This window comes from Microbacterium luticellae (genome assembly GCF_050408645.1).
Classification (GTDB): Bacteria; Actinomycetota; Actinomycetes; order Actinomycetales; family Microbacteriaceae; genus Microbacterium.
The window spans coordinates 38,506-52,709 of record NZ_JBNTKE010000006.1 but is presented as its reverse complement, the minus strand read 5'-3'; the positions used below and the strand labels follow the sequence as shown (position 1 = coordinate 52,709).

Sequence of the window (14,204 nt, the reverse complement as noted above, 5' to 3'; positions counted from 1 at the left end):
CCTCGAAGAGGAGCATGCATTCGGGTGTGTCGAAAGCCTAGCGCGTCTGTTCGCCATGCCTCGAACTGATGGCGCTCGCTTGATTCTCTACCCGATAAGGCTCGGTTCGAGGTCGCGCAGGGTTCTGCGCTGTGTCATGCGCGACACACCCAACATGGCGAGTACGAGCGCGCCCGCCAGCCACGCCAGCAACACCGCAATATCAACGCCCACGCGCGAAAGGTCACCGCCGTACATCACCTGCCGCATGGCATCGACCACGTATCCCATGGGTAGTACGTGGTGCAGCCATGTGAGCGGCGCGGGTAGTGTCTGCCAGGGGAAGGTGCCGCCGGCCGTTACGAGCTGCAAAACCATCAGCACGAGCCCCATAAACTGCCCGACCGAACCGAGCCAGACGTTCAGCGCCAAGATAATCGCGGCATAGGTTGCCGAGGCGAGCACCATAATGCCGAGCGATGCCAGTGGGTTATGAAAGGTAAAGCCGAGAGCGACAGCGAGCACACCCAGTAGGCCCACCATTTGCACGCCACCAAACATGGCGGGTGTGAGCCATCCGGCCAGGGTGATGCGAACGGGGGAGTGCAGTGCTGTCACTGCGCGCCGCGAAATGGGTTTGACGATGAGAAAGAGCGCATAGATGCCAATCCACCCGGCAAGGGCGGCGAAGAATGGCGCGAGCCCCGCACCATAGTCGGGCGCGGCGGCCACTTTGTCAGAAGAAATTGTGACCGGGTCGGCGATGGTTTTCGCCTGGGCAGTGCGCAGCTGTGCCGTGGAGGCGGGAATCTCTTCGACACCGTCTGCGAGCCCATCGCGCAGGTCACTGCTGCCGGATGCCAGTTGTGAGAGCCCATCGCGCAGCGATAGCGCGCCCTCGTGGGCCGATGACGCGCCCTGCGATGCGGTCTCTGCACCGGCAGCAAGGTCTCCGGCACCGTCGGCAAGCTGCCGGGCTCCATCGGCCAGCAGATCGATCTGGCCAACAGCGTTTTGGGCGGCGTCGTTGCCCTCACGCAGGGTGTCGGCGAGTGGATCAAGCTGGGCGAGAACGTCGGCCACCTCTTCGGGAGTAAGGCCGCTGTCGTGCAGCATCCGGGATATTTCTTCTCGAATTTCGGGCAGTGAGTCGGTAGCGTTTTGTAAGGAGGCGGCCACATCGTCTGCTTTGTCCGACAGCGTTGAGTTGCCGTCGCGCACGCCACGGGCTCCCTCGGCCACCTGTGAGGCGCCCTCAGCCAGCGTGCGAATACCGTCGGCGAGGGTTCCCGTACCCTCAGCCAGGTCGCCGCTGCCCGTGTGCGCTGTCGACGCGCCGTCGGCAAGTTGCCCGGCGCCGTCGGCGGCATCGCTCAGGCTCGATCGAATATCGCTGAGCGCCGTCAGCATGGTGTCGGCGGCTTCTTTACCCACCATTTCTGCCACCGACCGGCGAATGCGTTCAACGGTTGTCGACCCAATCGATGAGGCTAGGTAGTTATTGGCGTCATTGGTTTCGAGCTCGATGCGGGCCTGCCGCGGATTATCGGTGCTGACCGAGACGAGGGCGTCAGAGAAGTCGGCGGGCAGGGTCACAACAAAATCGACACTGCCTTCGTGCAGCGCCTGGGTTGCTTCTTCACCCGTCATGCGCTGCCAGTCGAAGGCTCCGCCGTCGAGCAGGGTGTCGGCGACTTCTTCGCCAAAGTTGGTCCATTCACCGCTGCGAGCATTCGTGGCGCCCGTGTCGTCGACCACAAGCCCCACGGGTACATCCGGAAAACGACCGTAGGGGTCTTGGTTGGCCCACAGGTATAGTCCGCCATACAGCACAGGAACGGCGATGAGCGCCACGAGGGCGAGCACGGCCATGGGGCTCGCGGTGAGCCGCCGAACTTCGGCGGCGATCATCGAGGGAACCTTCATGCTGTGGTCTCCTTCACAGCCTCATCGGGCGTGATTTCGGCTGCCGAACGCGTATCGGTATACACCGTTTCGGGCATGCTGGCGATGACGGATGCAGCGGCACCGCCCACGATCACAAGCACGGCCTGCCCGCGGTCGGCAAACTCGCCCGCAATGCGCCACCACCCTTCGGGTGTTCCCCCGTGACGGTCGGGCGCAACAATGATGAGCCCGTCGATGTCGGGGCGCAGAACAGCCAGTTCACACATGATGCGCAGCCGCGCAGCCGGGTTGACATGGCCTATGGCAGTCGATGCAAGCTCGTCAAAACCCATGTCGCGCAGCCAGCGACGAGCATGACGCGGGGTCGCCGGCAGCCCCGCAAACATCAGCTCCTCGCCCACCACGGCAGCAACAGAAACACCCGGATGCGGGTCGCTGACCTCGGGCGCATCAACAAGCGCCGTGCGCCGGCGCAGCTGCGCAGCATCCGGAACCCCATCGATAAACACCGTGCCCGTGTCGGGGCGCATGCGGCCTGAGGCGATGAGGCCAAGAACAGTGGGGCGCATTTGGGTTTCGGCGATGGCAAAGCGGGCGTGCCCCGACTCGCAGGCCAGTGACGTTTCGGGCAGTGCGGCGCCGTCCTTGCCCTTGCTGACGTTGTGCAGTGTGATTCTCATGACTGAATTTCGGTTGTGACACCACCGGCGTCGGTGAGGTCGGGAGTTGTGCGCAACAGCTCTGCCGATTCTCGCCACGATAGGCCCGCAATGCTCAGTACTGCGTGAACCACTACCGTGGCCGTGTTGCTGCTGGGGTTGTCTTCGCTGGTGTGGCTGCGTGACGGTGTGCGCGTGACGATCGTGCGAGCGACCTCTTCGATCAGGCGCGATAGGGTTTCGGCCGCCATATCGGTGCGCAGTTCGTGGGCGCCTTGCCCGCGGCGAACAATGCTCAGCAGGCGCTCGCGCAGGGGTGCCAGGGCGAGTGCGGTTTTATGCACGTGGGCATCGTCGAGAGCGAGCGCGGCAGCGACCTGCACGTGCGAGGCCTCGGCCCATAGGTGTGCTGCCATGCGCGCCAGAGCCACACGAGAATCGCTGTCGCTAATGCTCGCGGCGATGCGGTTAAAGCGCTCGGCGCTCTGCTTGATGAGCGCGTGGACGAGGGCGTCGCGATCAGCAAAGTGGCCATAAAGAGTGCGGCGGCTAAGGCCCGCTTCGCGAGCGATGCCATCGAGTGAGGCGTGGGCGTCGCGCGCTAATGCGTCGGCTGCTGCCCGCAAGATTCCGGCACGGTTGGCGCGGGCGTCGCTGCGTGGGCGGCGTGACGGTACTGATCCGGATGCTGCGGGTGCTGCGGAAACCGTGGGTGTTGCGGGCATGAAGCCAGCATAAGTAACTTGCATATCTATGTGCAAGATAACGCCGGGACTACCAGACAACTGCCAGACAACTGCCAGAAACAGGCCAGAAACAACTGTGCTGCGCGGGCGTTTCCACCCACGCAGCACAGTGCTTGATAATGCGGCGTTTAGTCGGTGCCGGTGTCAAATGAGGCTGATACCGAAGCCTCGGCCACCGCCTCGGCGAGCTGAGCATCGCCTTCAATTTCTGACGTCGCGATTTCATCCGCGCCGCCGGAGGTAACACGACCCACGAGCTCGCCCGTCGGGCCGCCCACCAGGCCGAGCCCTGCGTACTGCTCGAGGCGCGAGCGTGAATCCGCGATGTCGAGGTTGCGCATGGTGAGCTGTCCGATGCGGTCAACGGGCCCGAAGGCAGAGTCACCCACGCGCTCCATCGACAGTTTGTCGGGGGCGTACGAGAGGTTGTCCGAAACCGTGTCGAGAATTGTCCAGTCGTCGCCACGGCGCAGACGCAGTGTGACGGTTCCCGAAATCGTGGAGCCCACCCAGCGCTGAATCGACTCGCGCAGCATGAGTGACTGTGGCTCGAGCCAGCGGCCCTCGTACATGAGGCGACCCAGGCGACGACCCTGTTCGTGGTAGGTGGCCAGAGTGTCTTCATTGAGAATGCCGTTGACCAGGCGCTCGTAGGCAATAAACAGCAGTGCCATACCGGGGGCCTCGTAGATGCCGCGCGATTTGGCCTCGATGATGCGGTTCTCAATTTGATCGCTCATGCCTAGGCCGTGTCGGCCACCGATCGTGTTGGCCTCGTGTACCAGTGCAACGGGGTCGCCATATTCCACGCCGTTGATGGCTACGGGGCGGCCGCCGTCGAAGGTGACCGAGACGTCTTCTGTGGCAATGGCAACAGATTCGTTCCAGTAGCGCACGCCCATGATGGGCTCGACGGTTTCGAGGGATACGTCGAGATGCTCGAGTGTTTTGGCTTCGTGCGTGGCGCCCCAGATGTTGGCGTCGGTTGAGTAGGCCTTTTCGGCCGAGTCGCGGTAGGGAAAACCGTGCTCGATGAGCCATTCGCTCATTTCTTGGCGGCCACCGAGTTCGGTAACAAAGTTTTCGTCGAGCCAGGGCTTGTAAATGCGCAGGCGCGGGTTGGCCAGCAGGCCGTAGCGGTAGAACCGCTCGATGTCGTTGCCCTTGTAGGTCGATCCGTCGCCCCAAATGTTGACGCCGTCGTCGCGCATGGCGCGTACGAGCAGGGTGCCGGTAACGGCACGACCGATGGGGGTGGTGTTGAAGTACGTCTTGCCGCCCGAACGAATGTGGAAGGCGCCGCACGAGAGAGCAACTAGGCCCTCTTCTACCAGGGCTGTTTTGCAGTCGATCAGTCGAGCCTTCTCGGCGCCGTATTCGAGTGCGCGGCCAGGGATCGACTCAATGTCGTCTTCGTCGTACTGGCCGAGGTCGCCCGTATATGAATACGGGATGGAACCCTTGTCGCGCATCCAGGCGACAGCTACAGAGGTATCGAGGCCGCCCGAGAAGGCGATGCCGACGCGCTCGCCGACAGGAAGAGACTGGAGGACTTTGGACATGGCTTCCATCCTAATCGGCGACACACGCTCCCATGACGATACTTGTATTGCATGATATGATGTATTGCATGCTGCTCGAAGATCGTGCACTGATTAACCTTCGAAAAGGCGTGAGCGAGTATTGCGTGCTCGCGATGTTGCGGCAGAGTCCGGCCTACGGCCTAGAACTCGCGCGGCGACTCGAAAGCGACGGGCTCATCGCCAGTTCCAGCACGCTCTACCCCCTGCTCTCACGACTCAGTGCCGCAGGCTTCGTCGACAGCGAATGGGGAGAATCCGACCGCGGTCGGCCCCGCAAATACTACGTACTCACGTCAACAGGCGAACGAGCGCTCGAAGCGTTCCAGTCCATCTGGATTCCACTGCGCGACGCCGTTGACCGCACCGTGAAAGGAGGACCATAATGACACTTCGATACGAACTATCCACGAGCGACAGTCACGCGCAACGCCGTTTTTCGGTGGGCAGCGCTAAACGTGCCATGCAAGTGGCGGGCGCCACACCTTCACCAGCGACACCGTTCTCCACGTTGTCGGGCCCGCCGTCCTCGGACTCCTGGCCATTCCGTTGATCGTTGCCGCCCTACCCCTGTTTGCTCGCGATCACGCATGGCAGCCAGCATCCATCGCCTCGGCGATTCTGCTCGCCGCCTTCGCGCTCGTTGCCGTCTTCACCGTAGGAATCTTCTATATTCCCGCCGTTATTGCGGCGATCACGGCCGCGAGCATGAAACCCCGGCAGTAGCATCCGGAACACACGGAGCGTTATTGGTACTCGGCCATCCGCCGCTCAAACTCGTCGCGATCAGCGTCACTGAGCAGCGGATCGCCGAGCACCATCAGCTGTAAAGCCTCGGCCGGTTCACCCGTCCGCGCCTGCGCATCGGTACGCTGCTGCCGAATAATGTCGCTGTCGCCCGCGCTCAAGTCATAAATATCGGCATAAAAACGCATCGGCCCCGGAAAATCAGTGGCATATGCTTCCCACGCCGGCTGATTGCGAGGCTCGGTGCCACCAAAAAGTTTCTCTTTCATCTCGGGCGTGATCGATAGGCCGTCACCATTGAGCTCATACAGCCGATACAGTCCGTGATCAGCAATAACATCGGCGATCGTGTCGAGCACATCCATTTTCAGGTCATAGCCACGAACCGGCTCATTCGTCGACCAGCGCACCGACGTGAACTGCTGCAGCATCGACTCACCGCCATAACCATTGCGTTCAGGACGCAAATCTTCTTCAGCAATCTGCGTCCACGTAAAGCCATACTCCTGCGACAAACGTTCACGCACATCCGCCATCAGCTCTTCAGACCAGTCGCGGGCCTCCTCGAGCGAACGCTGCTCAAGAACCTCCCACCGCGACACATCCTTCATGCCCGGATAAGCCTCCCAAAACAGCTGCTCATCCGACTTCACGCCCGCATATGTGCCCGTCGCGTCAGCACTCACCGAAGCCAGCGCCCCCGTCGTCACCACATTGATCAGCAGCGCCGCCGTCAACGCCATAGCACCCCACAGGCGTGACCGCTTCGACACCACCGCCACAATCACCACCGCGAGCACCAGCACCTGCACCAGCACACTCGTGACGTTGTAAATCAGATCACCACGACGAAAACCAGCCAACACCAGCAGCACAAAACCAAAAACACTCGCGGCAGTCAGAGCAACCATGCCCATCGCCGTCATCTGTGCGCGAGGCCGCGGCACCACCTCAACCGTCGCAGCAGCATCCGGAGTGGTTGCCTCTGCACGGGTGGCATCCGGATGCGCCGTGCCCCGCCGCGTCAAGGTGACGCGCTGAGCACCCCGATAGCCCCCCGGTGGCGGTAGCGGCGGCGCACCCTCAGCGCTACCGACATAGCGAGAACCCGAATCACGAATCACCACGGTTTATCGGTCCCCCAACCAGACTCGCCGTCGCCACGATCATGCTCTTGGCGCTCCTGCTCACCCTGCTCGAGGCGATCCTGCAACTCATCCAGCGCCGAGTCATCGGGCTTCGGCTTCTGCTGCTCGTCATCCCCCTGAGACTCGCCCTGCTCCGGCGGCGGATCAGACTGCTCCTGCTTCTCTTGCAACCGCTGCCGCTGCTCTTCCAGAGTGTCATTCATGCTGCGCTGCGAATCCGACGACTCATCATCAGCCGATGGATCATTGCACTCCTCAGGCGCCTCCACATTCACCTCAAGCGCACGACCATAAAACTCCACCGACGCAGCACCCAAGCCGTCTCTACGAGCCGCATCACCCTGCCACTCCAGTACAAGCGCCAAATTCACGCGAATATCGCACTCCTGCACACCCGAAGCCCAGTCAAGCGCCTGCGTAAACCGCTCCTCAGCGCCCTCAAGATCACCGGATGCCGCCAAACCCACCCCAACATTAAAAGGGGCCTTGCGTTTCTCAAACCAGTTCGCAAAATCCTGGCCCTGCGCAGCCCGCGTGCTGCCCGCATAATCGCCGGCGATAAAAGAACTAATCGACTGATAGGCAAAGCCATACATACTCAACAGCTTCGCCGAAAAAAGAATCGCCGCCAGAGCAAAAGGTGCCAGGCCAATAAACAACCAGCGCCGCACCGCACGAATGCGCCGATTCGCGGAAAGAAGCCGATGCGCCTCGCTATCAGTACGCACGTCACGATCGACGCTCATCACGAGACCCCCTCACTCGCGTGCGAACCCGAACGAGTCGTCGGTGCCGCAAGCTGCCGCATCCGGAAAATACGTGCGGCCGCCGCTGCCACCTCAACCCCAACCAGCACAACGATCACAAGAGCAAGAATCCACGAGACATCATCAATTGCCCCGGTCGTGCCCGCATCGCGATACGCCGTCGTTGTTGTCGGCGCCTCGGGCAACTCGATCGGGTTCGCTGCCGAACGGTGCTCATAATCAACACCCAACTGCTCGGCAATTGCCCGCAAATTGTCTTCATCAATCGTCGACAGCGCATCGGCACCCTCGTACTGAATGTACTCATCGTCGCTACCCCACCGGCCCGAAGTCACAGCCATACGCCCACCCTCGGCCGTACCGTAACCGAGCACAGCCCCACCACTAATGTGCTGGGCGCTGCGCTCAAACGATTCCGGCGACTTCGACACCGTCTGCTCGCCATCACCCAGATAAAACACCATGCGGGCACGCTCAGGCGCAGCATCCGCAGCTCTCGACACCGTGTCGGCCACAACCGAATGCGCAATACCAATAGAACTACCCTGCGAATTCGCCGTCACCTCGGGTGTTAACACATCGACCGCAGAAATCAGCGCCGTCGTATCCGTCGTTAACGGCAACCGTAACTGCGCCGAGGCGTCAAAGGTCACAAGCGCAAAGCGCGCACCCGGATACTGCGCAACAATCGCCCGCACATCATCACGCACGCCCTCCAGCCGCGGTTCACCCTCGCCCCAGTCTTCAGCCACAATGCTCGCCGTTGTATCAATAGCAATAACCACATCGACATCGGTCGCGAGAGTCTGCAACTCGCCGCCAGGAATCCCCGGACGCAACAGCAAACCCACCGTCGCAACCGCAATCGCCGTACGCACCGCCCACAGCGGACGCTGACCCGGCGAACGAACAAGCATGATCACCGTCACAGCAATCAGCGCAGCACCCACCAGAACAATCACGAAGAGCGGAAGAATCGGTTGAAAAATCACAGCCTCACCCGCCACAGCAGAACAACGAACCCGCCAATCAGTGTCAGCAGCGCAGCAATCCACAACCCCGGTGCGTCATTCCGCACCACCTGGGCTTCACCGCGCATCAGCGAAGCCTCCTGCTTGTGCACCTCATCAATAATCGCGTCGACCGTCGCCGTGTCACGCAGCGCAAAACCTTCACCGCCCGTGAGCGCGGCAGCATCCGCCAACTCTGACGTGTTGTCGGCATCTTTACCATCAACCGGGTTAATGGAATACACCCGGATGCCGCGCTCCGCAGCATACTGCGCGGCTTCTTCCAACGTCACAATCGCCGTGCCATTGGGCTCATTATCGGTAGCAAAAATGATCGACCGTGCCCGGTCGTCGTCGCCATGATCAAAACGCATGGCGCACGAAGCCAACCCATCACCGATCAGCGACGCCCCCGGCGCATTGAGAGTGCCCACCCAGTGCTCGGGCGTGACATCGGCATAGTCAAAACTCTTGCGAATGTTGGCCAGATGCTCGCGCACAAAGTCATAGTCGTCGGTGAGTGGAAAAATCTGCACCGAAGAACTGTTAAAAATCATCAAACCAATGCGTTCACCCTCAAAACCATCGGTCAGTTCTTCAAAAATACTCAGCACTTCAACATCAACATCAGCCATCGAACCCGAAACATCCAGGCACAGCATCACATCACGGCTCGTATTTTCGGGCTGAATAGTCTGAGCCACCTGCGGCCGGGCAGCAATCACACCCGCCACCGCCATCGCGGCAACACCCACCACCACAATCGCCGTCAAAGCCAGCATCCGGCGCTGCACAGCCCTACGAAAAGACGGCAGCGAACGCAACCGCTCAGCCCGCGAAAGAGGCGCACCGGATATCTGTCGGCCACCACCCGCTCGCAGCGCGACAACAATGCCGACCACCAGCGCCAGAGCAATAAGCGCCAGCACAATCCACAGCACCCACGCCTGTTTTAATACCACGTTGACACCACATTTCGAGCGGCTGCGACACTAGCATCCGGATCAACAGAAGCATGACGACGAAAAATACTCGGATAGTAGTGGTGCCGCAGTGCCCCAAGCAGCGAAGGATGCACGCCGCGCTGCTCAAGATCACGCAGCGCCAGCACAGGAGCCTCAATACCGCTGTATTCATTAGCGAAAGTACGCACCGTACGACTCAGTTCCGCACTCAGCTGGCGGTCGCTGAGCTCACCACTCCAATACGCCAGCTCAATTTGCGCAATTTTTTCGAGGTATTCATTGCGCAGCACAGCAATAACATTGTCAGGCGCCAAAGGAACATTTGCGTCACCGGCTGCCGCCGCCACCGTAGTTTTTGTGCGCGTCAACAGCGTAATAAGCCACGCTGCCAACACCACAAGCGCGAGCACACCGAGGGCAATCAGCAACCACCACATCTCATACTGCGCAGGCGGATACAGCTCATCGGGCGCGGGCATGCGACCTCCTGTTGAGCATATGCAACAGCTGCGGCACGGCCTCGTCCTGGCTGCCTAGAGCGACATGGTCGATCTCAAGACCATCAAGCACACGCGCGCGCGCCGCCTCGATCTCCGCATCGAGTCGCGCCAGTTCGCGCACCAACTCGGTATCACCATGCACAAAATCGGGCACACTCCAGCCCGTCACAACATCGGTGCGAGCACCAGGCTTCGCGCTTTCCAACACCGGCCGGGCATCATTCAGCGTCGCCCATAAAACATCGTGCTGCACCCGGATGCGGCGCAAAAGACGCTCCGACTCGGCATCAATCGGCGACTCATCCGTCACCACCACGACAATCATGCGCCGCTTGACCGAACGGATAACCGTGCGCAGCAACTCTTCACGACTGCTCGGCTGCGTTGCCCCGGCAATTGCCGTATCAATGTCACGCAGAGCATGCTCGAGAGCCGACTCCGAGCGGCCAATCGCCGTGCTCTTCGTACTATGACTATCCCCGAACACGACAGCAAAATCGTCACCATGACGCAGCGTCAACAAACCCAACGCACCCACCGTGAGTACAGCCAGCTCACGCTTAGGTTTTTCGTCAAAAGCCAGAGCAGACATCGATACGCCCGTGTCGACAACGAACAGCACGGTATGCATCCGGTTCGCTCGTGTGCGTTTTACTAGCGGCTCGCCAAACCGGGCCGTCGCCCGCCAGTCAATATCGCGCACGGGATCCCCATATTCGTACGAACGCAGGTCTTCAAAGTCCATGCTGCGCCCACGCATCAGCGACGCATGGGCACCATCGAGTGCATGCGTTGATTTACGTGACGAGTGGATGAAGAGTTTGCTCTTCACGGGCGTGAGCAGCATAGCCATAACGATCAGGGTGTTGGAACAGCACCAAAAATGGCGTCAATAATCTCTTCACTGTGCACACCCTCGGCCTCAGCCTCATACGTGAGCAACACACGGTGACGCAGCACAACATGGCGCAGTGCACGAACATCTTCCGGCACCACATACGAACGCCCCGACAGCAACGCTAACGCGCGAGCCGCCTGCAAGAAAGCGATCGAACCGCGCGGGCTCGCCCCATATTTGATGTAGCCGCCCAGCTTGTCGCCGATATAGGCGTTGGGGTTTCGGCTGACGTAAACGAGCGACACAATATAGTTGCGAATGGCCGGATCAACATAGATGCGCGACGAAATCTCTTGCAGCTTCTCAATATCGGCCAGAGTCACCGACGCCTGTTCATGCTGAGCAGAGAACACTCCCGCGTCGAGCCGGTCAAGAATCTCGAGCTCATCAGCCGGACTCGGATACTCCACAATTTCTTTCAACAAGAAACGGTCCATCTGCGCTTCAGGCAGCTCATAGGTGCCCTCCTGCTCGATCGGGTTTTGCGTGGCGATCACCAAGAACGGTTGCGGAACCGGATGCACCTCGCCACCGATCGTTGTTTGGCGCTCCTGCATGGCCTCCAACATGGCGCTCTGCGTTTTCGCGCTCGACCGGTTAATTTCATCCAGCAACACAAAGTTCGCGTGCACCGGACCCAAAACGGTGCGGAAAGACCCCGTTGACGCATCGTAAATTTGCGTGCCCGTAATATCGCCCGGCAAAAGATCGGGCGTGCACTGAATACGCTTAAAGTCGGCCTGCACCGCGGCCGCAAGAGTGCTCGCCGCCGTCGTTTTCGCCAGACCAGGAACACTCTCGAGCAGCACATGGCCGCCCGCAATCAGCGCAATCAGCAAACTGGCGCGCAGCCGTTCTTGCCCGACCATCGTGGCCGAATAGGCTTCGGAAACCGCGGTGATAATGCGTGAAGCCTCACTCATCTCCGATGGTGTCGGAGCCTTATCGCGGCTGGCCGCCGATGCGGCTGCGTCACTCGCGGAGGTTGAGGCCGACGAGTTGGTGGAGGGGGTCGGTGGCGCGGTGGGCGATGCCATCGAGGTCGGTGCCGGTGCGGGTGTTGGTGCGGGTGCGGGTGCTGGCGCACTGCCGGACGAGGCTTGTGGCGCGGCAGGGGATGCCGCTGGTGCTGGTGGCGCTGGGGGTGCTGAGGCCGGTGTTGGTGCTGCGGCCGGTGCTGGTGCTGGTGCTGCGCCATGCTGAGAGGGTGTGCTCAGTGGCCCGGGCGGGGGCGGCGGAACTACCATGCCCGCGCCTGCGGGTGATTGTGCAGGGCTGAACGCATCACGATGATTCTCCACGGACGGGCCGCCTCTCGTCTCCGGTCGTTTGTCGGCTCGGTCAGGTGCCCAGGTTACCCGTCACCCCTGTCAAATCTGTACAGAATGGCACCGCTGTTGTTCCCGTGCGGTGCAGGTAGGCCGAAACTCGGCAGCCCTGTCCTCACCCTGTTGGTTCCACCCTTACCAGGTACTCCTGCCCGCCAACCCGTTGGTTCCACCCTTACCAGGTACTCCTGCCCGCCAACCCGTTGCTTCCACCTCCTGCCCGCCAACCTGTTGCTTCCAACTCCTGCCCGCCAACCTGTTGCTTCCACCTCCTGCCCGCCAACCCCCGTTGCCGAGAACAGGAAAATTGCCGAATGGCGCATGATTTGGCGTGAATCGTCCGTCTTTGGGCAATTTTCCTGTTCTCGGTCAACATCAGGGCCGACGAGGTGAGGGGGGAGGGGTGCGACGCCAACGGAACAGGCCAGGGAGCCAGGGGGGAGGGGCGCTGCGCCACGGGAACAGGCCGGGGAGCCAGGGGGTGCGGCGCCAACGGAACCGGCCTGGGGCGCGGCGAAATGGGTCGTGTCGGTCATGCCCGGTAGGATGGTGCCGCCCGGTCGGGCCATCTACACGGCAGAGACCCAAGGGGGTTCACGCATGCCAGGAATCGTGATCGTCGGCGTCCAGTGGGGCGATGAAGGCAAAGGGAAAGCCACCGACCTGCTCGGCGAACGCACCGATTGGGTGGTGAAGTTCAACGGCGGCAATAACGCGGGCCACACGGTTGTTGTCGGCGACGAAAAATACGCCCTGCACCTTCTTCCCTCAGGAATTCTTACTCCGGGGGTTACTCCGATCATCGCTAATGGCGTTGTCGTTGACCTTGAGGTGCTTTTCCACGAGCTCGACGGCTTGGCCGCCCGCGGCGTTGATGTTTCGAAACTGAAGGTGAGCGCTAACGCGCACATTATTACTCAGTACCATCGCACGCTCGATAAGGTGACCGAACGTTTCTTGGGTAAGCGTCAGATTGGCACGACGGGTCGCGGTATTGGCCCGGCCTATGCCGACAAGATCAACCGTGTTGGTATCCGCGTGCAAGACCTCTTTGACGAAAATATTCTGCGTCAAAAAGTTGAGGGCGCTCTTGATCAGAAGAACCACCTGCTGGTTAAGGTGTTTAACCGCCGGGCGATCACGTGCGACGAAATTGTCGACGATCTGCTGTCTTATACCGAACGTCTGCGCCCCATGGTTGCCGACACCGGTCACCTGATCGATGAGGCACTGCGCCGCAATGAGGTTGTTGTGTTCGAGGGTGGTCAGGCGACCATGCTCGATGTTGACCACGGCACATACCCGTTTGTGACGTCGTCGTCGGCGACAGCGGGCGGAGCAGCAACCGGTTCTGGAGTGGGCCCGGGCTCGCTCGACCGTATTGTGGGCATCGTGAAGGCATACACCACGCGCGTTGGTGCTGGCCCGTTCCCCACCGAGCTCTTTGACGAGCAGGGTGAATGGCTGCGCACGCAGGGCTTCGAATTCGGTACGACGACCGGCCGCTCGCGCCGGGTTGGCTGGTATGACGCCCCTATCACCCGTTATGCAACGCGTATCAACGGCATTACCGACCTGGTGCTCACCAAGCTCGACGTGCTCACCGGTCTCGAGACTATTCCGGTGTGCGTGGCCTACGACGTCGATGGCAAACGCTACGACGATGTGCCCGTCAACCAGTCTGACTTCCACCACGCGAAGCCCATTTATGAGTCGTTCCCCGGGTGGAAAGAAGACATCACGACGGCCCGCAGTTTTGATGACCTGCCGAAAAACGCGCAAGACTACGTGCTGGCACTCGAGAAGATGAGCAACACTCGCATCTCGGTGATTGGTGTTGGTCCAGAACGCGACCAGGTTATTGTGCGCCACGACCTCGTCGACTAAACCCGGCTATCACCCAGCCCACAACCAGCCCACAACCAGCCCACCAATCCCTTTTATCCTTAGGCCGAATCGACCACAGGAA

Annotated in this window: 15 protein-coding genes; 4 read left to right on the top strand and 11 right to left on the bottom strand. The window is 60.8% G+C overall.

Going from position 1 to position 14,204, the window contains the following annotated elements; all coding sequences use genetic code 11:
- Positions 1–87 precede the first annotated feature (87 nt).
- From ACQUSW_RS12715 to argG, 4 genes are all read right to left on the bottom strand, one after another.
- A complete protein-coding gene (locus ACQUSW_RS12715) occupies positions 88–1,905 on the bottom strand; it encodes a YhgE/Pip family protein (protein WP_428932682.1) in 1,818 nt (605 codons plus the stop codon).
- Positions 1,902–2,567, bottom strand: coding sequence for a hypothetical protein (locus ACQUSW_RS12710; protein WP_428932681.1), 666 nt, complete (start codon positions 2,565–2,567; stop codon positions 1,902–1,904). The genes ACQUSW_RS12715 and ACQUSW_RS12710 overlap by 4 nt, the downstream gene beginning before the upstream one ends.
- Positions 2,564–3,271 (bottom strand): TetR/AcrR family transcriptional regulator, encoded by a 708-nt coding sequence (locus ACQUSW_RS12705; protein WP_428932680.1) that lies wholly within the window; start codon positions 3,269–3,271, stop codon positions 2,564–2,566. The genes ACQUSW_RS12710 and ACQUSW_RS12705 overlap by 4 nt, the downstream gene beginning before the upstream one ends.
- 149 nt (positions 3,272–3,420) lie before the next feature.
- Positions 3,421–4,854 carry an argininosuccinate synthase gene (argG, locus tag ACQUSW_RS12700; RefSeq protein ID WP_428932679.1) on the bottom strand — a complete coding sequence of 478 codons (1,434 nt, stop codon included), beginning with the start codon at positions 4,852–4,854 and terminating at the stop codon, positions 3,421–3,423.
- A gap of 68 nt (positions 4,855–4,922) precedes the next feature.
- Here argG and ACQUSW_RS12695 point away from each other — a divergent pair, with 68 nt between their 5' ends.
- Together ACQUSW_RS12695 and ACQUSW_RS12690 are read left to right on the top strand one after the other, a co-directional pair.
- A complete protein-coding gene (locus ACQUSW_RS12695) occupies positions 4,923–5,258 on the top strand; it encodes a PadR family transcriptional regulator (protein ID WP_428932678.1) in 336 nt (111 codons plus the stop codon).
- Between the two features lie 163 nt (positions 5,259–5,421).
- Positions 5,422–5,598 (top strand): hypothetical protein, encoded by a 177-nt coding sequence (locus tag ACQUSW_RS12690; RefSeq protein ID WP_428932677.1) that lies wholly within the window; start codon positions 5,422–5,424, stop codon positions 5,596–5,598.
- A gap of 20 nt (positions 5,599–5,618) precedes the next feature.
- Here ACQUSW_RS12690 and ACQUSW_RS12685 read toward each other — a convergent pair whose 3' ends face one another.
- From ACQUSW_RS12685 to ACQUSW_RS12655, 7 genes are read right to left on the bottom strand one after another with little or no spacing between them, the layout of a single operon-like run.
- Positions 5,619–6,746 (bottom strand): hypothetical protein, encoded by a 1,128-nt coding sequence (locus tag ACQUSW_RS12685; RefSeq protein WP_428932676.1) that lies wholly within the window; start codon positions 6,744–6,746, stop codon positions 5,619–5,621.
- The gene (locus ACQUSW_RS12680) at positions 6,740–7,513 is read right to left on the bottom strand and encodes a hypothetical protein (protein WP_428932675.1); all 774 of its coding nucleotides are present in this window, start codon (positions 7,511–7,513) and stop codon (positions 6,740–6,742) included. The genes ACQUSW_RS12685 and ACQUSW_RS12680 overlap by 7 nt, the downstream gene beginning before the upstream one ends.
- A complete protein-coding gene (locus tag ACQUSW_RS12675) occupies positions 7,513–8,526 on the bottom strand; it encodes a vWA domain-containing protein (RefSeq protein ID WP_428932674.1) in 1,014 nt (337 codons plus the stop codon). The genes ACQUSW_RS12680 and ACQUSW_RS12675 overlap by 1 nt, the downstream gene beginning before the upstream one ends.
- Complete coding sequence (locus tag ACQUSW_RS12670) at positions 8,523–9,506, bottom strand: vWA domain-containing protein (RefSeq protein WP_428932673.1); 984 nt, start codon at positions 9,504–9,506, stop codon at positions 8,523–8,525. The genes ACQUSW_RS12675 and ACQUSW_RS12670 overlap by 4 nt, the downstream gene beginning before the upstream one ends.
- Positions 9,497–9,988 carry a hypothetical protein gene (locus ACQUSW_RS12665; protein WP_428932672.1) on the bottom strand — a complete coding sequence of 164 codons (492 nt, stop codon included), beginning with the start codon at positions 9,986–9,988 and terminating at the stop codon, positions 9,497–9,499. Before ACQUSW_RS12665 ends, ACQUSW_RS12670 begins: the two co-directional genes overlap by 10 nt.
- Positions 9,972–10,862 (bottom strand): DUF58 domain-containing protein, encoded by an 891-nt coding sequence (locus ACQUSW_RS12660; protein WP_428932671.1) that lies wholly within the window; start codon positions 10,860–10,862, stop codon positions 9,972–9,974. The genes ACQUSW_RS12665 and ACQUSW_RS12660 overlap by 17 nt, the downstream gene beginning before the upstream one ends.
- A 5-nt stretch (positions 10,863–10,867) precedes the next feature.
- The gene (locus ACQUSW_RS12655) at positions 10,868–11,830 is read right to left on the bottom strand and encodes an AAA family ATPase (protein WP_428932670.1); all 963 of its coding nucleotides are present in this window, start codon (positions 11,828–11,830) and stop codon (positions 10,868–10,870) included.
- On the opposite strand from ACQUSW_RS12655, the gene ACQUSW_RS12650 reads away from it, so the two are divergent.
- Positions 11,811–12,110 carry a hypothetical protein gene (locus ACQUSW_RS12650; protein WP_428932669.1) on the top strand — a complete coding sequence of 100 codons (300 nt, stop codon included), beginning with the start codon at positions 11,811–11,813 and terminating at the stop codon, positions 12,108–12,110. The two genes, ACQUSW_RS12655 and ACQUSW_RS12650, sit on opposite strands and share 20 nt — an antisense overlap.
- Before the next feature lie 725 nt (positions 12,111–12,835).
- Complete coding sequence (locus tag ACQUSW_RS12645; protein ID WP_428932668.1) at positions 12,836–14,122, top strand: adenylosuccinate synthase; 1,287 nt, start codon at positions 12,836–12,838, stop codon at positions 14,120–14,122.
- The last annotated feature ends 82 nt before the right edge of the window (positions 14,123–14,204 follow it).

Excerpts from the sequence above, each read along its gene's own strand:
- ACQUSW_RS12715 (WP_428932682.1), bottom strand. The coding sequence starts at position 1,905 with ATGAAGGTTCCCTCGATGATCGCCGCCGAAGTTCGGCGGCTCACCGCG.
- ACQUSW_RS12710 (WP_428932681.1), bottom strand. The coding sequence starts at position 2,567 with ATGAGAATCACACTGCACAACGTCAGCAAGGGCAAGGACGGCGCCGCA.
- ACQUSW_RS12705 (WP_428932680.1), bottom strand. The coding sequence starts at position 3,271 with ATGCCCGCAACACCCACGGTTTCCGCAGCACCCGCAGCATCCGGATCA.
- argG (WP_428932679.1), bottom strand. The coding sequence starts at position 4,854 with ATGTCCAAAGTCCTCCAGTCTCTTCCTGTCGGCGAGCGCGTCGGCATC.
- ACQUSW_RS12695 (WP_428932678.1), top strand. The coding sequence starts at position 4,923 with ATGCTGCTCGAAGATCGTGCACTGATTAACCTTCGAAAAGGCGTGAGC.
- ACQUSW_RS12680 (WP_428932675.1), bottom strand. The coding sequence starts at position 7,513 with ATGAGCGTCGATCGTGACGTGCGTACTGATAGCGAGGCGCATCGGCTT.
- ACQUSW_RS12665 (WP_428932672.1), bottom strand. The coding sequence starts at position 9,988 with ATGCCCGCGCCCGATGAGCTGTATCCGCCTGCGCAGTATGAGATGTGG.
- ACQUSW_RS12660 (WP_428932671.1), bottom strand. The coding sequence starts at position 10,862 with ATGGCTATGCTGCTCACGCCCGTGAAGAGCAAACTCTTCATCCACTCG.
- ACQUSW_RS12650 (WP_428932669.1), top strand. The coding sequence starts at position 11,811 with ATGCGTGAAGCCTCACTCATCTCCGATGGTGTCGGAGCCTTATCGCGG.
- ACQUSW_RS12655 (WP_428932670.1), bottom strand. The coding sequence starts at position 11,830 with ATGAGTGAGGCTTCACGCATTATCACCGCGGTTTCCGAAGCCTATTCG.
- ACQUSW_RS12645 (WP_428932668.1), top strand. The coding sequence starts at position 12,836 with ATGCCAGGAATCGTGATCGTCGGCGTCCAGTGGGGCGATGAAGGCAAA.